The sequence below is a fragment of the Pseudomonas sp. P5_B3 genome (assembly GCF_056400405.1).
In genome coordinates, this window is sequence record NZ_JBFULI010000005.1 from 132,887 (window position 1) to 151,569 (window position 18,683).

18 protein-coding genes are annotated in these 18,683 nt (G+C 60.2%); 9 read left to right on the top strand and 9 right to left on the bottom strand.

The features are described 5' to 3' along the window. Nucleotides 1–12 precede the first annotated feature (12 nt). From AC1DRN_RS05325 to zur, 6 genes are all read right to left on the bottom strand, one after another. Nucleotides 13–687: a methionine ABC transporter permease gene (locus AC1DRN_RS05325; RefSeq protein WP_223459201.1), complete on the bottom strand. Its 675-nt coding sequence runs from the start codon at nucleotides 685–687 to the stop codon at nucleotides 13–15. After that, the gene (locus tag AC1DRN_RS05330; protein ID WP_477786646.1) at nucleotides 687–1,694 is read right to left on the bottom strand and encodes a methionine ABC transporter ATP-binding protein; all 1,008 of its coding nucleotides are present in this window, start codon (nucleotides 1,692–1,694) and stop codon (nucleotides 687–689) included. Before AC1DRN_RS05330 ends, AC1DRN_RS05325 begins: the two co-directional genes overlap by 1 nt. 367 nt (nucleotides 1,695–2,061) lie before the next feature. Continuing rightward, entirely contained in the window at nucleotides 2,062–2,778 is a 717-nt protein-coding gene (locus tag AC1DRN_RS05335) for a PA5502 family lipoprotein (RefSeq protein WP_223459203.1), read from the bottom strand. Between the two features lie 37 nt (nucleotides 2,779–2,815). Then, nucleotides 2,816–3,604, bottom strand: a complete 789-nt coding sequence (gene znuB / locus AC1DRN_RS05340) for a zinc ABC transporter permease subunit ZnuB (protein WP_223459205.1) — start codon at nucleotides 3,602–3,604, stop codon at nucleotides 2,816–2,818. Then, entirely contained in the window at nucleotides 3,597–4,382 is a 786-nt protein-coding gene (znuC, locus tag AC1DRN_RS05345) for a zinc ABC transporter ATP-binding protein ZnuC (RefSeq protein ID WP_223459207.1), read from the bottom strand. Before znuC ends, znuB begins: the two co-directional genes overlap by 8 nt. Beyond that, nucleotides 4,382–4,864, bottom strand: coding sequence for a zinc uptake transcriptional repressor Zur (gene zur / locus AC1DRN_RS05350; RefSeq protein ID WP_223459209.1), 483 nt, complete (start codon nucleotides 4,862–4,864; stop codon nucleotides 4,382–4,384). Before zur ends, znuC begins: the two co-directional genes overlap by 1 nt. A gap of 66 nt (nucleotides 4,865–4,930) precedes the next feature. Here zur and znuA point away from each other — a divergent pair, with 66 nt between their 5' ends. Next, a complete protein-coding gene (gene znuA, locus AC1DRN_RS05355) occupies nucleotides 4,931–5,851 on the top strand; it encodes a zinc ABC transporter substrate-binding protein ZnuA (RefSeq protein WP_223459211.1) in 921 nt (306 codons plus the stop codon). A gap of 128 nt (nucleotides 5,852–5,979) precedes the next feature. On the opposite strand, the gene AC1DRN_RS05360 is transcribed toward znuA, so the two are convergent. Together AC1DRN_RS05360 and AC1DRN_RS05365 are read right to left on the bottom strand one after the other, a co-directional pair. Beyond that, nucleotides 5,980–6,930: a homoserine kinase gene (locus AC1DRN_RS05360; protein WP_223459213.1), complete on the bottom strand. Its 951-nt coding sequence runs from the start codon at nucleotides 6,928–6,930 to the stop codon at nucleotides 5,980–5,982. A 60-nt stretch (nucleotides 6,931–6,990) separates the two neighbouring features. Then, entirely contained in the window at nucleotides 6,991–7,278 is a 288-nt protein-coding gene (locus AC1DRN_RS05365; protein WP_223459216.1) for a DUF2782 domain-containing protein, read from the bottom strand. A 74-nt stretch (nucleotides 7,279–7,352) separates the two neighbouring features. On the opposite strand from AC1DRN_RS05365, the gene polA reads away from it, so the two are divergent. Continuing rightward, complete coding sequence (gene polA / locus AC1DRN_RS05370; RefSeq protein WP_223459218.1) at nucleotides 7,353–10,157, top strand: DNA polymerase I; 2,805 nt, start codon at nucleotides 7,353–7,355, stop codon at nucleotides 10,155–10,157. Nucleotides 10,158–10,575: 418 nt separating this feature from the next. Here the strand turns inward: polA and yihA are convergent, their stop codons facing one another. Beyond that, complete coding sequence (gene yihA, locus AC1DRN_RS05375; protein ID WP_008002192.1) at nucleotides 10,576–11,220, bottom strand: ribosome biogenesis GTP-binding protein YihA/YsxC; 645 nt, start codon at nucleotides 11,218–11,220, stop codon at nucleotides 10,576–10,578. A gap of 191 nt (nucleotides 11,221–11,411) precedes the next feature. Between yihA and AC1DRN_RS05380 the strand changes: the two genes are divergently transcribed. From AC1DRN_RS05380 to AC1DRN_RS05410, 7 genes are all read left to right on the top strand, one after another. Beyond that, the gene (locus AC1DRN_RS05380) at nucleotides 11,412–11,702 is read left to right on the top strand and encodes a c-type cytochrome (RefSeq protein WP_457266015.1); all 291 of its coding nucleotides are present in this window, start codon (nucleotides 11,412–11,414) and stop codon (nucleotides 11,700–11,702) included. A gap of 45 nt (nucleotides 11,703–11,747) precedes the next feature. After that, complete coding sequence (locus tag AC1DRN_RS05385) at nucleotides 11,748–12,377, top strand: c-type cytochrome (RefSeq protein ID WP_223459222.1); 630 nt, start codon at nucleotides 11,748–11,750, stop codon at nucleotides 12,375–12,377. A gap of 200 nt (nucleotides 12,378–12,577) precedes the next feature. After that, a complete protein-coding gene (locus AC1DRN_RS05390) occupies nucleotides 12,578–13,219 on the top strand; it encodes a thiol:disulfide interchange protein DsbA/DsbL (protein ID WP_223459224.1) in 642 nt (213 codons plus the stop codon). A 14-nt stretch (nucleotides 13,220–13,233) separates the two neighbouring features. Beyond that, nucleotides 13,234–14,112 (top strand): endonuclease/exonuclease/phosphatase family protein, encoded by an 879-nt coding sequence (locus AC1DRN_RS05395; protein ID WP_218431436.1) that lies wholly within the window; start codon nucleotides 13,234–13,236, stop codon nucleotides 14,110–14,112. Continuing rightward, entirely contained in the window at nucleotides 14,109–16,103 is a 1,995-nt protein-coding gene (locus AC1DRN_RS05400; RefSeq protein ID WP_457266016.1) for a GGDEF domain-containing protein, read from the top strand. Before AC1DRN_RS05395 ends, AC1DRN_RS05400 begins: the two co-directional genes overlap by 4 nt. 103 nt (nucleotides 16,104–16,206) lie before the next feature. Beyond that, nucleotides 16,207–16,986 (top strand): N-acetylmuramoyl-L-alanine amidase, encoded by a 780-nt coding sequence (locus AC1DRN_RS05405; protein WP_457266017.1) that lies wholly within the window; start codon nucleotides 16,207–16,209, stop codon nucleotides 16,984–16,986. Nucleotides 16,987–17,062: 76 nt separating this feature from the next. Next, entirely contained in the window at nucleotides 17,063–18,682 is a 1,620-nt protein-coding gene (locus tag AC1DRN_RS05410) for an EAL domain-containing protein (RefSeq protein ID WP_223459230.1), read from the top strand. Nucleotide 18,683: the final 1 nt, after the last annotated feature.

The window sequence follows — 18,683 nt, forward strand, 5'->3', positions numbered from 1 at the left end:
CCGGCTCATGTCTTATTTACGGGAGAAATGCACAACCAGTTTGTCGCCGACGGTTTGCAGTACCTGGACCAATACCAGCAGCAATACCACCGTCACGACCATCACATCGGTCTGGAAACGCTGGTAACCGAAGCGGATCGCCAGGTCGCCCAGACCACCGGCGCCCACGACACCGGCCATCGCCGTGTAGGACACCAGCGTAATGGCCGTCACCGTAATCGCCGCGAAGATGCCCGGACGAGCCTCAGGCAACAACGCGTTGGTGATGATCTGCCGCGTGGTCGCGCCCATGGCCTGGGTCGCTTCGATGATGCCGCGATCCACTTCACGCAAGGCGGTTTCCACCAGGCGGGCGAAGAACGGCGTGGCACCCACCACCAGCGGCGGGATTGCACCCGCGACACCGAGGGACGTGCCGGTGATCAACACTGTGAACGGAATCATCACGATCAACAGGATGATGAACGGCAGCGAACGCAGAACGTTCACCACCAGGGACAACATCGCGTAGATGCCCTTGGCTTCCAGCAACTGGCGCGGGCTGCACAGGAACAGCAGCACACCCAACGGCAAGCCGAGCAGCACGGTGAACAACAGCGAACCGCCGAGCATCAGCAGGGTGTCGCAGGTGGCCAGCCAGATTTCGAACCAGTCGATATTGGCAAAGAAACTTGTCAGGGCTTCCATTAGCGCAGCACCTCCATGTGAACGTCGGCCGCGGTGAAGCAGGCGAAGGCCGCTTCCATGTCACCGCCGGTCACGGCCAGGGTCAGTTGCCCGTATGGGACTTCTTTGATGCGGTCGATACGACCGGCCAGGATGCTGTAGTCCACACCGGTTTCCCGGGCGACGGTGCCCAACAATGGCGCGTAGGTCGCTTCGCCCTGGAAGGTCAGACGCACGATGCGACCCGGCACGTGAGCGAAGTCATCACGCTGTTCGCTTTCGTCGATCTGCTCGTCTTCCTGCACGAAACGCTTGGTGGTCGGGTGCTTCGGATGCAGGAACACCTCGGCCACCGAGCCTTGCTCGACGATCACGCCAGCGTCCATGACTGCCACCTGGTCGCAGACCCGGCGGATCACGTCCATCTCGTGGGTGATCAACACGATGGTCAGTTTCAGCTCGCGATTGATCTCGGCCAGCAATYGCAACACCGATGCGGTGGTTTGCGGGTCAAGGGCGCTGGTGGCTTCATCGCACAGCAGGATTTTTGGCTTGGTCGCCAGGGCGCGGGCAATGCCGACACGCTGCTTTTGTCCGCCGGACAATTGCGCCGGGTACTTTTTCGCGTGGTCGGACAAACCGACCCGCGCCAGCAACTCGGCCACGCGCGAGTCGATCTCGCTACGCGACAGTTCGCCGGCCAGGGTCAGTGGCAGCGCGACGTTGTCGGCGACAGTCTTGGAGGCCAGCAGGTTGAAGTGCTGGAAAATCATCCCGACCTGCTGACGGAAGCGGCGCAGGCCATTGGCGTCGAGCGCGGTGACTTCTTCACCGCCGACGGTGATCTTGCCGCCGCTGGCGTTTTCCAGGCGATTGATCAGACGCAGCAGGGTACTTTTTCCTGCTCCGGAATGACCGATCAAGCCGAAAACCTGCCCGTTCTCAATCGTCAGACTGGTCGGATGCAGAGCGGGGATTTCCTTACCGGCGACGCGGTAGGTTTTATGGACGTTTTGAAACTCGATCACGTAGCGAACCTTGTGGGGCGCGTTAGAAAAGGATCAGCGGTTAGCCGGGCGCGCATTTTAGCCTGTCCGTATAGAGGTTCTTAGCATTTATTTCGCATTAGTCCTGTCATTTGGCAATAACGCGATCAAAGGTCTGAAAAAAGTAACGGCTGAAGAGGCTCGCCCAAGGCCGAAGGCAATTTCGACCTGCTGGGCAGCATCGGGTTTGGGACAGGGAGGCGAAGGCCAAGGCGATTCTGGCCTGAAGATCTGCGGAGCTAGAGCGACCGCCATCGCGAGCAAGCTCGCTCCCACAGTAGAGAAGTGTTGGTCACAAAATGTGTGGGCAACCCGAAACCCTGTGGGAGCGAGCTTGCTCGCGATGCTTTTAAGATTTGCGAGGGGTCAGAACCATCTGCGCCGGAACACTGCGCAAAATCTGCCGCTCAAGCTTCAGATCAAACTCAGGATCGAGCTTGTTCACCCGTTTGGTCAGCAAATTAGCCAGCCAAGGGTAATCATTGGTGCGCGGTGCCTGAATGCTCACGTCACACTGAAAGTTCACCACATCGGCAGCGATGGCATCGAGTTGGCGACGCAGTTTGCCCATATCGTTGATATTCAGCTCGACCGTGGTGCTTTCAGCCATTAGATCGACAACCTTGGCTTTTGGCTTGGCTTCGGCAGCCTTGAGGGCAGCCTCGGCTTTTTCCAGCTCGGCCTTGCGCGCCTGGGCAATCGAGCCGTTGACTCCACCGGTCAGTGCCGGAGCCTTGGGCATCAATGCGCGGGCACGACTAAGGGCGGTAGCGGCAGCATCCACGTCACCCTTTTGCAGCACGATCTGGCTGCGGCGCAGGTAGGCTTCGGCCAGTTGCCGCTGGTATTGCTCAAGGGAAGCATCGTTGGGCGATTCGGCCTGCAAGGCTGCCAATTGGTCTTCGGCGGTGGCCAGTTCATCGCTGGCGATGTTTTGTTCCAGCTGTACGATGGCCGTGGCCCGCGCGTCGGCGGCCTCGGTGGCCGCCGGTGGCGTGCTTTGGCAGGCGCCCAGCAGCAAAGAAAATGCGACAAGGAGCAGATAACGGGAGGCGAACGACTTCATTCCTGCGACTCTCTATTTGCGCAAAAAACGAGCAAGTCTACACCCCTCGACGGGGCAGAACAAAACTCAGCAGAAATAGCGCGGCGGCCGTCACCACAATCGACGGGCCGGCCGGGGTATCCTTGAACCAGGACAGCGCCAGCCCGCCACACACGGCGAGTATGCCCAGCAGGCTCGCGCCCAGTGCCATCTGCTCCGGCGAACGGGCGTGACGTTGTGCCGCAGCAGCCGGGATGATCAGCAACGAAGTGATCAGCAATACGCCGACGATTTTCATCGCCACGGCAATCACTACGGCGATCAACAGCATCAGGGCCAGGCGCAATCCAGCCACCGGCAGACCTTCGACCCTGGCCAGTTCTTCATGCACCGTGATTGCCAGCAATGGGCGCCACAATGCAACCAGCAAGAGCAGTACTGCAGCACTACCGCCAAGAATCCAGGCCAGGTCGGTCGGACTGATCGCCAGCAGGTCGCCGAACAAATAGGCCATCAGGTCGATTCGCACTTCGTGCATGAAGCTTAGTACCACCAGACCCAGAGAAAGTGTGCTGGGTGCGAGAATTCCCAAAAGTGTGTCGGACGCCAGCGGCTGGCGTTGTTGCAAGGTCACCAGCAACACTGCCAACAGCAAGCAGCCAACGGTGACGGCAACGGTCGGGCTGACATCCAGCAGGAAGCCCAGGGCCACACCGAGCAATGCCGCGTGGGACAGGGTGTCGCCAAAATAGGCCATGCGCCGCCAAACCACGAAAGACCCCAGCGGGCCTGCAACGACGGCCAGGGCCAGGCCTGCAAGCAGGGCGTAGAGCAGAAAATCAGCCATGCTTGCAGCTATCTCCGTGAATATGGGGTTGGCCCGACGCGGGCGCCTTGACCACCGAGCCATGCAAGTCGTGGGCGTGGTCGTGATGGTGGTGATAAATCGCCAGGCTTTGTGCGTTTTTTCCGAACAGCTCGACGAAAGCCGGATCGCCGCTGACCTGCTCGGGATGGCCGGAACAGCAGACGTGACGATTGAGGCAAACCACCTGGTCCGTGGTGCTCATCACCAGATGCAAATCGTGGGAGACCATCAGCACGCCGCAACCGTGACGGTCGCGCAAGCGGGTGATCAGGCTGTACAACTCAGCCTGGCCGGCCACATCGACACCCTGCACCGGTTCGTCGAGCACCAGCAGTTGCGGCTCGCGCAACAAGGCCCGGGCCAGCAACACGCGCTGCATTTCGCCACCGGAAACGCTTTGCACCGGGCTGTCGATTACTTGCTCGGCACCGACTTCCTTGAGTGCCGCCAAGGCCATCGCACGGTCCACGCCCGGCACCAGGCGCAAGAAACGCAGGACCGACAGCGGGAGGGTCGGATCGACGTGAAGTTTTTGCGGCATGTAACCAACCCGCAGTTTCGGCTTGCGCCAGACGCTGCCGCTGTCCGGTTTCAACAGGCCGAGCACGGCACGCACGAGTGTGGTTTTGCCGGCGCCGTTGGGGCCGATCAGGGTAACGATCTGCCCCGGTTCGACGCTCAGCTCGATGTTGTCCAGCACCGGTTGCCCGGCGAACGTGACGGCAACCTGCTCAAGACGGATCAGCGCGTTGCTCATCAAGCCCCCTGGCAACCCGAGCAGAGACCGACCACTTCGACGGTCTGGCCTTCGACGATAAACCCGACATCCTTGGCGCTGGCGATGATCGCGTCGCTGATGGATTTTTGTTCGAGCTCGATGGCGGCGTGGCACCCACGGCAGATCAGGAACTGACCCTGGTGAGCATGTTCCGGGTGATTGCAGCCGATGAAGGCGTTGAGCGAGGAGATCCGATGGACCAAGCCGTTTTCCAGCAGGAAATCCAGCGCGCGGTACACCGTCGGTGGCGCGGCGCGGCGACCGTCCTGCTCGCTGAGGACCGCGAGAATGTCGTAGGCACCCAGGGGCTTGTGGCTTTGCCACACCAGTTCCAGCACCCGCCGGCGCAATGCGGTCAGGCGCAGGCCTTGACGTGCGCACAGGGCATCGGCCTCGGACAAAGCGCTGTGAACGCAATGTGAGTGGTCGTGGGGGCGGCTGGCAATCGGTGTTTTTAGCATGAGCGGCGACGAGTTTTGTGAGAGACGTTATTATGTTACCCGTTCTCGCCTCTTCGAGTGGTCATCGTGTCCCGACTTTTTTCTATCTTTGTCGCATTTGTCGCAAGTTTTCTGCTGATCGGTTCGGCGCAGGCCGAGGTCAAGGTCCTTACCAGCATCAAGCCTCTGCAATTGATCGCCGCGGCGGTGCAGGACGGTGTGGCGATTCCCGAGGTTTTGCTGCCACCTGGAGCATCGCCGCATAACTATGCGTTGCGCCCTTCTGACGTACGCAAGGTGCAATCGGTGGACCTGCTGTACTGGATCGGCCCGGACATGGAAGGTTTCCTGCCTCGCGTGCTCAATGGTCGTACGCTGCCCAGCGTCGCCGTGCAGGAGTTGCCGGGCATGAAACTGCGCCGCTTCGCCGAAGATAGCCACTCCCACGCCGAAGAAGCCGACGAACACGACCACGATCACCGCCCGGGCAGCCTGGATGCGCACCTGTGGCTGTCGCCGGTCAACGCCCGGGTCATCGCCACGAAAATGGCGGCCGACCTGAGTGCCGCCGATCCTGACAATGCCGCGCGCTATCAGAGCAACCTGAAGGCCTTCGACGAGCGCCTCGATGCACTGGATGCGCGCCTGAAGAAACGCCTGGCCGATGTTCAGGGCAGACCCTACTTCGTGTTCCACGAAGCCTTCGACTACTTCGAAGACGCTTACGGCCTCAAGCACGTGGGAGTGTTCAGCGTCGGGGCCGAAGTGCAACCCGGTGCCCAGCATGTCGCGGCGATGCGCGCGCGTTTGCAGGAAGTCGGCAAGACCTGCGTGTTCAGCGAACCGCCGTTGCGCCCGCGTCTGGCGGAAACTTTGGTGACGGGTTTGCCAGTGAAACTGGCTGAGCTGGATGCGCTGGGCGGGTACACGCCGGCGACTGCCCAGGGCTATGAGCAGGTGCTGGAGAAGTTGGGGAATGATCTGGCGGGGTGTCTGGAGTCGTTGTAACCGACACCGGACCCTGTGGGAGCGTGCTTGCTCCGGGCGGCGTTCCGACGATAGTGGCGGGTCAGTCAACTTGATGTTGAATGTAATGCCGCCTTCGCGAGCAAGCTCGCTCCCACAGGTCAAAGCCTTTAAAGGGCGAAAGGCAATGGCGTATTGACCGTCTGCCGCTGCGCCAGGCGCAGTTGGAACTCCATCGGATCGTGAATCAACACATCCTGCCCGGCGAACGACTCCGCGGCGATCAAGCGTGACAACCAGAACCGTACGCAAGCCACCCGCAGCATGGTCGGCCACAACTCGGCTTCGGCAGCGGTGAACGGTCGCAGGGCTGCATAAGCGCCCAGCAAGGCCCGCGCTCGCGGTCCATCGATCACGCCATCGTCGTCCGAGCACCAGTCGTTCAAGGCAATCGCCACGTCGTAGAGCATCGGCCCGGAGCAGGCGTTGTAGAAATCGATCAGCCCGGTCAGGTGCGTGCCTTCGAACATCGCGTTGTCGCGGAACAGGTCGGCGTGAATGTTCGCCCGCGGCAGTGCCAGGATTTTTTCCTTCTGCCGGGTGATTTCTTCCAGCGCCCGTTGCAGCAGGTCTTTCTGCTCGGCACCGAGGTGCGAGAGGAACTGCGTGCCCTCTTCCAGCATCCAGTCCAGGCCGCGATCGGTTTTACGCTTGATCATATTGGCCTGGGTCGCCAGGTGCAGATGACCGAGCAACTCACCGACCTGCGCGCAATGTTGCGCGTTGGCATGCTTGATGTGCTTGCCGGCCAGACGCGGTTGCAGCAACGCAGGTTTGCCCGCCAGTTCGCGCAAGGCCACGCCGTCGGTGGTGCGCAAGGCGTAAGGCACCGGCAGGTCGGCGCCGTGCAGCACGTCGAGCAGTTCGATGAAGAACGGCATTTCCTGAACCGGACCGCGCTCGACCAGGGTCAGGACAAATTCGCCCTGCTCCAGGCTGATAAAGAAATTGGTGTTTTCGCTACCGGCGGCAATCCCCTGGAAATCAAGCAGGCGGCCGAGGCCATAAGGGGCGAGAAAAGTTTCCAGCTCGGGCCGAGCCAGGGGGGTGAACACAGACATGTTTAAGCTGCCAGTACGGGCGCCGCTGTTGAGCCAGCGCCGATTAAAGTTAGGGACGACTTACCACTTAAAAATTTCCCACGCCGGAATCAGCATATCCGGGTAGTCGGAGCGGATGAAGTTTCCTTCCGAGCCATCCGCGCGCACCAGGAAATACGGCTTGCCGCCTTTTGGCGTGACTTTGATCGCATACAGGAAGCCGTTTTGGCGATATTCCTGAATGAGCTTGTCCCCTTCCGTACGAATGGTGACATCCGGTTCCGGCGATGGCGCATCGTCCGCCGCCATGACGGCCAATGGTGCGATTGCAAACAATCCAGCCAGCAACAGGCGATTTAGTGTGCGCATGATAACCTTGTCCCTTTGTCGTCAACGGTCCCGCTATTCTAGCGCCGGACCCGCCGAAAAGGTTGATCCTGCTCATGAGCCAAGCCCCCCTCGTCCTGGTGGACGGTTCTTCTTACCTGTACCGCGCCTTTCACGCGCTGCCGCCGCTGACCACGTCCAAAGGCCTGCCGACCGGCGCGGTCAAGGGCGTCTTGAACATGCTCAAGAGCCTGCGCAAGCAGTATCCGGACAGTCCGTTCGCCGTGGTGTTCGACGCCAAGGGTGGGACTTTTCGCGATGACATGTACGCAGAATACAAGGCTAACCGTCCGAGCATGCCTGACGACATGCGCGTGCAGATCGAGCCGCTGCACCAGAGCGTGATCGCCCTGGGCTTCCCGCTGCTGTGCGTCGAAGGCGTCGAGGCCGATGACGTGATCGGCACCCTGGCCCGCAGTAGCGCGGCGGCGGATCGTCCGGTGATCATCTCCACCGGTGACAAGGACATGGCGCAACTGGTCGACGGTCACATTACCTTGGTCAATACCATGACCGGTAGCAGCATGGATGTGGAGGGCGTGAAGGAGAAATTCGGCGTCGCTCCCGAGCAGATCATCGATTATCTGGCGCTCATGGGCGATTCGTCCGACAACATTCCGGGTGTTCCGGGTATCGGTCCCAAGACCGCGTCCGGCCTGCTGGTGGGTGTGAACGGCGGCCTGACCGAACTCTATGCGCAACTCGACATCGTGCCGACCCTGCCGATTCGTGGCGCCAAGACCCTGCCGGCCAAGCTTGAAGAGCACAAGGAGATGGCTTTCCTTTCCTATCAGCTGGCGACCATCAAGATCGACGTGCCGCTGGACGTTGGGCTCGACGACTTGCAAATGGGTCCTGAAGATCCGGCCAAACTCTACGAGCTGTACACCCTGCTGGAATTCAAGAGCTGGCTGAACGACCTTGATCGCGACGCCAAACGCCTGGAACTGAGCGCTGCCGCCGAGCCTGCACCGGCCGCCGATCTGTTCAGCGAGCCAGAGCCCGAAGCACCAGCCGCTGCTGCTGAAGCTGCCTATGAAACCATCCTCGATCAGGCGCGTTTCGATGCCTGGCTGGAAAAACTGAACAACGCCAAGCTGTTTGCCTTCGACACCGAAACCACCGGCATCGATGCGCAGCAGGCACGACTGGTGGGCCTGTCATTCGCGGTTCAGGCCAACGAAGCGGCCTACATCCCGTTGACCCATTCCTACATCGGCGTGCCGCAACAGCTGGACCGCGACACTGTTCTGCGTGCGCTCAAGCCGATTCTGGAGGACCCGAACAAACTCAAGGTCGGCCAGCACGCCAAGTTCGACATGAACATCCTGGCCAACTGCGCCATCGGCGGCGATCAGGACAACGGCATTACCGTACGCGGCATCGCCTTCGACACCATGCTCGAGTCCTACGTGCTCAACTCCACGGCCACGCGCCATGACATGGACAGCCTGGCGCAGAAGTACCTGGACCACACCACGGTGAGTTTCCAGGACATCGCCGGCAAAGGCGTGAAACAACTGACGTTCGATCAGATCGCCCTGGAGCAGGCCGGGCCTTACGCCGCCGAAGATGCGGATATCACCTTGCGTCTGCACCAGACTCTCTTCGAAAAACTTTCGGCCATTCCAAGTCTGGCCAGCGTGCTGACCGACATCGAAATGCCGCTGGTGCCGGTGCTGGCGCGCATCGAGCGCCAGGGCGCTTTCGTCGACGCCGCCCTGCTGGGTGTGCAAAGCATCGAACTGGGCGACAAGATGGTGGCGCTGGAACGTGAAGCCTTCGAGATTGCCGGCGAAGAGTTCAACCTCGGTTCGCCCAAGCAACTGGGCGTGATCCTTTACGAAAAGCTTGGCTTGCCGGTATTGAAGAAAACCGCCAAGGGCCAGCCATCCACCGCCGAAGAAGTGCTGGCCAAACTGGCTGAAGACGACTATCGATTGCCCAAAGTGCTCATGGAATACCGCTCCATGAGCAAGCTGAAAAGCACTTACACAGACCGCCTGCCGGAGCAGATCAACCCGCGTACCGGGCGGATCCATACCTCGTACCACCAGGCGGTGGCGTCCACCGGGCGGCTGTCCTCCAGCGATCCGAACCTGCAGAACATTCCGGTGCGCACCGCCGAAGGGCGTCGCATTCGCCAGGCCTTCGTGGCCCCGACCGGTTACAAGCTGCTGGCAGCGGACTACTCGCAGATCGAGTTGCGGATCATGGCGCACCTGTCCCGGGATGAAGGGCTGATGAACGCCTTCCGCCACAATCTGGACGTGCACAGCGCGACCGCCGCCGAAGTGTTCAAGGTCGAACTGGCCGACGTGACCTCCGACCAGCGTCGCAGCGCCAAGGCGATCAACTTCGGCCTGATCTACGGCATGGGGGCGCAGAAGCTCGGCAAGGACATCGGCGTCGACACCAAGACCGCCAAGGCCTACATCGATACCTACTTCACCCGCTATCCCGGCGTTCGCCAGTACATGGACCGCACGCGTGCCCAGGCTGCCGAGCAAGGTTATGTCGAGACGTTCTTCGGCCGTCGCCTGTACCTGCCGGACATCAACTCCAACAAGCCGCAAGAGCGCGCCGCCGCGGAACGTACGGCGATCAACGCACCGATGCAAGGCACCGCTGCGGACATCATCAAGAAAGCCATGGTTGCAGTTGATAACTGGCTGACCGCGTCTGGCCTCGACGCCAAAGTCATTTTGCAGGTGCACGATGAACTGGTGCTTGAGGTGCGTGAAGACCTGGTCGACCAGGTTCGCGATGAAATTCGCGTACACATGAGCGAGGCGGCGAAACTGGATGTCCCGTTGCTGGTCGAAGTGGGTGTCGGAAATAACTGGGATGAGGCTCACTGAGCCTTCTTGTAGGAGCGAGCTTGCTCCGGGCGGCGTTCCGACGATGGAGCGTCAGATACATCGATTTCGACTGAAATTCCATCGCGAGCAAGCTCGCTCCTACAGGAAATTGTCGTGTTCTGTTGCGGCATGGTGCCGCGGCAGAAGGGCGCAAATCGCTTAGTCCGGAAGGCGCTTGGAGTTATTTCAAAGCTATTTGAAAAAAATCTGAACTAATCTTGCGACCACCACTCAGAGTTACTGAATGGCTGGTGAAGCCCTTCGATGCTCCTATGTTGTGTTAAGTGTTGGCAGATATCTGGACCCCGCCCTAGCGGTCTAGAGCTTGAACCCCGGAACTTCTCCCTCCCCATATGAAGTCCGGGGTTTTTTTTGCCTGCAGAAAACTGCCTGGGGCGCCCCAGGCAGCCTTCGCTGCTTACTGGGCTTCTACCTCGGCACCCTTGTCCGCCAGCTCCATCCAGCCAGCGAGTACGGTGTAGGCGTCTTCCAGGCCCATGCGTTTCGGGGCCGAAAACAGCTGGATCGTCACGAGATCACCCCAGCCCTTGCGAATTTCCGCCTGAACCTTGAGCAGCGTGTTCTTGGCCGCGCCATAGGTCAGCTTGTCCGCTTTGGTCAGCAGAATGTGCATCGGCATGCCGGCAGCCACGGCCCAGTCGAGCATCAGCAGGTCGAAATCGGTCATCGGATGGCGGATGTCCATCATCAGGATCAGACCTTTCAAACTCTCGCGACCACCCAGGTACGCCTCCAGGTGACGCTGCCAGTGTTGCTTGAGCGGGATCGGTACTTTTGCATAACCGTAGCCCGGCAGGTCGACCAGACGGCGTTCATCGTCTAGCTTGAAGAAATTCAACAGTTGCGTGCGCCCCGGGGTTTTCGAGGTGCGCGCCAGGCTGGCATGGGTCAGGGTGTTCAAGGCACTCGACTTGCCGGCGTTGGAACGCCCGGCGAAGGCGACTTCGAAGCCCTCGTCATCCGGACATTGGTCGACTTTGGCTGCGCTGAGCATGAAGGTGGACTGTTGGCACAGACCGAGGATGGGATTCTTGAGTTGCATGGGATTTCCGATGTGGGCGGCGCCAGGAATGGGTGCGGCAAGCAGTGTCGCTTCCGTTTCAGTGACGCCAGTATATAATGCCGCAGATTTTGTGTGCGCTTTGTCCCAGCGTAGGATGAAGTTCACGAGAGCGACAGACCTTGATTGCGCACTAGAACGCAGCACGCTCTCAACCCTGAAAAGGTCGTTTTATGACGAAATGGCTGCTAGCTGCCGGTGTCTTGATGCCGCTTTACAGCGCTCAGGCTACACAGGAACCGCAAGCTGTGTACAACCGTGTTTGTGGTGCCTGTCATTCCGGCCAACTCCCCATGGCGCCGAAAAAAGGCGATCAGGAAGCCTGGACGCCGAGGTTGGCGAAAGGTATGGAGACGCTGGTGCAACACGTGACCCAGGGTTTCAAGGCGATGCCGCCGCGTGGTTTGTGCATGGACTGCAGTGCCGAGGATTACCAAGCCATCATCCTTTGGATGAGCGAGTAAGCCCGGTCCATAACTCTTAACCCTTAGCCGTAGTTGGATTAGCTGATGAAGAAATTGATCGTGAGTCTGCTGTTGACCGTGGGCATCTCCGGCATGGCCCATGCTGCAGGTGAGGCAGTACAACCGGGTGATGCAAAAGCCGGCCAGGCCAAAGCTGCCGTATGTGGCGCCTGCCACGGCCCGGATGGCAACAGCATGGCGCCAAACTTTCCAAAACTGGCGGGTCAGGGTGAACGCTACCTGACCAAGCAATTGCACGACATCAAGTCGGGCAAGCGCACCGTTCTGGAAATGACCGGTCTGCTGACCAACCTGAGCGATCAGGACCTGGCGGACATCGCCGCCTACTTCGCCAGCCAGAAAGGCAGCGTCGGTGCCGCCGATCCGAAAGTCGTCGCTCGCGGTGAAGCCTTGTTCCGTGGCGGTGATATGGGCAAGGGTATGCCAGCCTGCACCGGTTGCCATTCGCCAAATGGCGCGGGCAACGCCCCCGCCGGTTTCCCGCACCTGGGAGGCCAGCACGCTCAGTACATCGCCAAGCAACTGACCGATTTCCGCAAGGAAGAAGGCGGCCGCAACAACGACGGCGACACCAAACCCATGCAGACCATTGCCAAAAAGCTGAGCGACGAAGACATCGCCGCGGTGTCCAGCTACATTCAGGGCCTGCACTAAGGCCGGCGGATCGGGCGTTGAACAGGGTGCTTATCGCCTGCAACGTTAACGCTCGATTAATCCGTCACAGCAAGTATAAAAAGGGTGGCCTTGGCCGCCCTTTTTTGTGGCCGCTGCCGTTACACTACAGAACTCAAGCCCGCCAGGACCTGTCTGATAACAGGTCGCGCGAGGCGAAAAAATTTGTCCAGGAGTGAAGCATGCGTAATCTGATCATCAGCGCCGTTTTTGCCGCTGCCAGCCTGTTCGGCATGACTGCCCAGGCCGCTGACGCCCCCGCCGCACCTTATGTCGAACTGAGCAATCCGGTTCCGGTCGCTGTGCCTGGCAAGATCGAAGTGGTAGAGCTGTTCTGGTACGGCTGCCCGCATTGCTATGCCTTCGAGCCGGTGATCAATCCGTGGGCGGAGAAGTTGCCTTCGGACGTGAACTTCGTTCGCATCCCTGCGATGTTCGGTGGCCCGTGGGACGCCCACGGTCAGATGTTCCTGACCCTTGAAGCCATGGGTGTCGAGCACAACGTTCACGCCGCGGTGTTCAACGCGATTCAGAAAGAACACAAGAAACTGACCGACAAGGATGACATGGCCGACTTCCTCGCTACCCAAGGCGTGGACAAGGACAAGTTCCTCGCGACCTTCGACTCTTTCGCTATCAAAGGTCAGATCGTCAAGGCGCGTGAACTGGCCAAGAAGTATGAAATCAGTGGTGTTCCAACCATGATCGTCAACGGCAAGTACCGGTTTGACGTGGGTTCTGCCGGCGGTGCCGAACAGGCCCTGCAACTGGCCGACAAACTGATCGACAAAGAGCGGGCGGCTAACAAGGCTGCCGCCAACTAAGGGCAGTCACTGCCATGCGCCGATGGGGTACTGAACGCGTCGTTGGCCGGCATGATCCGCGGGTCAACGAGCATCATCTGGAGTCCACGGGCCTGCCCGTAGACAGTCGTCTGCGCTTGCTCAGCTTCAATATCCAGGTCGGTATCAGTACCGAGCGTTATCGGCATTACCTGACCCGGGGCTGGCAGCATCTGCTGCCACACACCGGGCGTGCCGACAATCTGCAGAAAATCGGCAATCTGCTGGGCGATTTCGATCTGGTCGCCTTGCAGGAAGCTGATGGCGGCAGCCTGCGGTCAGGCTACGTCAATCAAGTCGAACACCTGGCCCAGCTCGGCGCCTTCCCCTACTGGTATCAACAACTCAATCGCAACCTCGGTCGCCTGGCCCAGCACAGCAATGGCGTGCTCAGTCGATTGCGCCCGTGGGCCATTGAAGATCATCCGTTGCCGGGGCCAAAAGGTCGCGGAGCCATTCTGGTACGGTTCGGCGAAGGCCCGGAAGCGCTGGTGGTGGTCATGATGCACCTGGCCTTGGGCGCCAGGGCGCGCAGCCTGCAACTGGCCTACATCCGCGATCTGATTGGCGATTACAAACACCAGGTACTGATGGGCGACATGAATACCCATGCCAGTGACCTGCTGCAAAACTCCGCGTTGCGCGATCTCGGCCTGCTTGCGCCACAACTGGAAGCGACGTTTCCCAGCTGGCGCCCGCAGCGCTGCCTGGACCATATCCTGCTGAGCCCGAGCCTGACCCTGGAAAAGGTCGAGGTGCTGGCACAGCCCATTTCCGATCACCTGCCGGTCGCGGTAGAGATTCGTCTGCCGGGTTCGCTCACGGCCGATGCATTGCCCGCGTTGAGTCCTGCCCTTCGCGGATCCCATGAATGAGCGACGAAGCACAGCGCTGGAAAGAGAAATACCTCAAAAGCATCGAACAACAGGAAAAGCTCGAACGTCGCTGGGACGCGCGGCTCGACTTACTGCGTCGTGGGCTGGTGCGCAGCACCCTGGCGGCTGAAGGAACCGACCGCGCCGTTGACCAATGCATGAAGGAAATGCGTGAGGTCGTGCGTACCGACGACATGGACGCCGGCCTGGCCGCGCTGATTCCGCGCCTGGAAAAAGCCGTGCTCGACTCTGAACAGCGTCGGGAAACCCGAGTCAGCCAGACCAGTGCTGCCCTGACTGCGCTGGTCACTCAGCTGCAAACATTGCCGCTGCCACGGGATGTGAGCCGACCACTCAAGAGTTTCGCCAAGCAACTGGAGGCGCGGGTCAGTCAGGCACGTGAGATACCGTTGTTGCTCAGCGAGCTGAGTGGCTTGCAAGGCAGGGCCCTGAGTCAGCTGGAGACCCCGACGGAATCCGATCGGCCGGGCTTGCTGCAGCGGTTGTTCGGCGGTCGTGAAGCGGAGGAGACGGCGGCCTCAACGGCTATTTCTCCTGCGCTGGCTGCCCCTGTAGCCGAGAGCCCTGCGGCGATTATCGAGTCGGCCACGGTCGTGATTGAGCCGGTAATCTGCGAGGTACCCGCTGTTGAGCGAGCTGAGGACGAGTCCGCGCCGACTGAGCCAGCCGTGGCTTTTGCACCCCCGGCTGCGGAGCCTCAACCAGCCAGAGCAGCCGCGACAGAAATCGAATCGGCCGAGCAACCGACCCCGGAAACCATCGCGACACCTCCTGAGCCGGAACCAAACCCCGACGAGCTTACCGCGCAAGCATCGACGGATAGTGTGCCCGTGCTTCCGGTTCCGACGGAGGACGTGGTCGCCACCGATCAGGCGCCATCCGAGCACGACATTCTCTACGCACTCCCGGACTCCCCCGAGCCCTCCTACAGTTCGGTGGCCAGTCACATCGAAGACACGCTGCTAGGACTGCTCGAAGACCTGACATTGCCCGAACGTTATCGCCCGCAAGCCGAATCCATGCGCGATCGTCTGAAAAACGGTTTGAACTGGTACGAATTGCTGCCGATCCTCGACGACTTCGCCACGTTGATGCTGGCCATTACCGACAGCGGTCAACATGAGTTCGAAGCCTATCTGCAACGACTGAACGAGCGCCTCGAATCGTTCCAGAGCAACTTGCAGGCCGCCACCGCAGGACACGCCGACAACCGTTCGGCTGCGCGGCAGATGGACACGCAGATCCGCGAACAGGTCGATGGCTTGCAAAGCAGCATGCAGGAAGCCGCGGACCTGGAAGATCTCAAGCACGTCCTGGAAAACCATCTCGAAGGCTTGCTGGGCACCATGGACCAGCACCAGAAACAGCGCGATGAGCGCGAGCAAGAGGTCGCTACGCGCCTGCACAGCCTGGCCGAGCGGGTCGCACATATGGAGCAGGAGGCCCAGGGTTACCGTGAGCACCTTGAAGAGCAGCGTCAGAAGGCATTGGTCGACCCGTTGACCGGTCTGCCCAACCGCGCGGCCTGGAGCGAGCGCCTGGATCATGAAGTCACACAATGGCGGCAACATGGCAACACGCTGCTGCTGGCCATGCTCGACCTCGATCATTTCAAGCGCATCAACGATAACTACGGACACCTGGCCGGTGACAAAGTGCTGAAAATCATCGCCAGTGTGTTGCGCAAGCGTCTGCGCGGGACGGATTTCATTGCGCGGTTTGGCGGCGAAGAGTTTGTGCTGTTAATGCCATCCACGGTGCCGGCGGCGGGGCTGAAGTTGCTGGAAGGCTTGCGTGCCTCGATTGAGGCCTGTCCGTTCCACTTCAAGGGGGAACCGGTGACCATCACCGTGTCTATCGGAATGACAGCGTTCAGGCCGGGAGAACACGGCGATCAAGCGCTTAAAAGAGCCGATCAGGCGCTGTATCGCGCAAAAAATGCCGGCCGCAATCGGGTGGAGCCGGGCTGACTATCATTTGTTCCATTTTGTTTAATTCGATGCGATTGCCGTCCGCTCGCAAGGCATTACGTTACACTGTTGCATTATTGTCTTGCGTGTACTGCCTTTCGCCATGAAATATTTTGCTCTGATCGTATCGCTGATCGTGCTTGCCGGCTGTGCCAGCGGTCCCCGTTTCGACACCAGCCACCCTTCGGCCAATTACGACAGCCGCGTGCAGTTTGTGGTGGTGCATTACACCAATGCCTCGCTGGAGCGTTCGTTGCAATTGCTGGCCCACGGTGAAGTCAGCAGCCATTACCTGATTGGCGACGACACGGGTGCCACCATCTACAAGCTGATGGATGAAAATGTGCGGGCCTGGCACGCCGGTGAGAGCGAGTGGGATGGCCGAACCTGGCTGAATTCCAGTTCCATCGGTATCGAAATCGTCAACCCGGGCTTCGAGGACACACCGACCGGACGCGTGTGGCACCCCTACACCGAAGATCAGGTCCAGTCGTTGATCGTATTGCTCAAGGACATCAGCAAACGTCACGGTATAAGGCCTCGCAACATCATCGGTCATAGCGATATTGCGCCGTTGCGCAAGCTGGACCCGGGGCCGCTGTTCCCCTGGAAGCGCCTGGCCGCCGAAGGCCTGGGCATCTGGCCGAACGAACAGTCGGTGGCGCGCCAGCAAATGCAGTTCGCCGAACAGTTGCCGGGCATCAGCTGGTTTCAGGCTCAATTGGCCCGACTGGGTTATGCCTCGCCACAAACCGGCGAGCTCGATGTCGCGACACGGCATGTGATAGCGGCATTCCAGATGCATTTCCGTCCGGCGCGTTTCGATGGCACTCCGGATGCGCAAACTGCAGCGCTACTTTTGGTGTTGAATCAGACAAAATAATGACGCCCGCCCGACGGTCAGGGCTTTTTTCCAATCAGCAGCTATAACTCATTGGTAATCCTTCGGATATTGCACAATGACTGTTGCTCGAGAGACCCTCCGTAGTTGGTTCCATCGCCCCTGGTTCCTGGGGCTGATGTCTACTGTCTTGAGCGCAACGTTATTGATGGCCGGCAGCCTGTTCGTCGCCATTCATCAGGTCGAGCAAAACGAAAGCGAAGAAATGAATGCTCAGGGTGAGCGCTTCCTCGCCCGCCTGGAACAGCTCTTCGGGCAACTACGCGAAAGCCTTGACGACCTTGAAGCGCAGCCGTTGCGTGGCTGCGATGCGGAAATGATCGCGACCTTGCAACAGGTTACGTTCAATTATCGCTTCGTCTACGAAGCCGCCTACATGGACTCCTCGCGAATCTGCTCCAATCGCCCTCGCCAGGAAGGGCTGTCGCTGAGTCGATCGCCAGACATCAAAGGCCCGACTTACAGCTATTGGCTCAACACCACCACCGAACCCGATGAAAACCGCGCCGCGCTGATGCTCGGGCGCGGGAATTTCCGGGTCGCGACCTCTCGTGGACATTTGACCGATATGGTCGACCTGTCGCCGGGCAGCAGTCTGCTGGTGGTCCTTGACCATGGCGCGCGCGCGATTCCGGTGCTGGGCGCTACTCAGATCTGGCCGCCGGCCGAGGCCTGGCCACCGAGAAACCGTGATGCGCTGCAGATAACCCAGACACGCCTGATATACCGCATGCCCACCGACAATCCGGAATATCAATTGGTGTTGATCAGCCCGCGCAGCGGCATGCATATCCCGGCGGTCTGGTGGTGGCTGCTGCCGGCCAGCCTCACGCTGGGCATATGCGTTGGGTTCCTGGTGTTTCTGCTGGTGCGCCAGCGGCAGTCGCTGGACGCCGAACTGACCGGCGCGATTCGCCGTGGCGAGTTGCAGGTGCTGTATCAACCGATCTTCGACCTCGATAGCCGCAACTGTGTCGGGGCTGAAGCGCTGCTGCGCTGGCGCAGGCCGGACGGTACTCTGACCAGTCCCGACCTGTTCATTCCGATGGCGGAGAACACCGGGCAGATTCGCCAGATGACAGACTTCGTCCTGCAACGCCTGCTCGAGCAACTCGGCCAGTTGCTGCGTGCCAACCCGCAACTGTACATCTCGGTCAATCTCGCGGCGTGTGATGTGATGGTTCCGCGGATTGGTCAGGTGATGGCGCGGCTGCTGACCCTGCACCGTGTCGCTGCACGGCAAATTGCCTTTGAGGTCACCGAGCGCGGGCTGGTCGATGTGGTGGTGGCCCGGGAAAACCTGCAATCGTTACGGGATGTCGGGCACCAGGTGTTGATCGATGACTTCGGCACCGGCTATTGCAGTCTCGCCTATTTGCAAACCCTGCCGGTGGATTGCCTGAAAATCGACAAGGCGTTCATCGATGCGTTGGGCCATGACGCCGCCAGCAGTGGTGTGGCCCCGCACATCATTCACATGGCCCAGTCGCTGCACCTGAAGGTGATTGCCGAAGGCATCGAACATGAGGCCCAGGCCGAATTCCTCAGCAGTGAAGGCGTGAAGTTCGGCCAGGGTTGGCTGTTCGCCCGCGCGCTGAGCGCCGTGCAGTTCATTGAATTGATAACCCGGGGCCGACGCCTGGCCGGCGCTGGCCGACGTCTGGATGACGAGGCGTGAA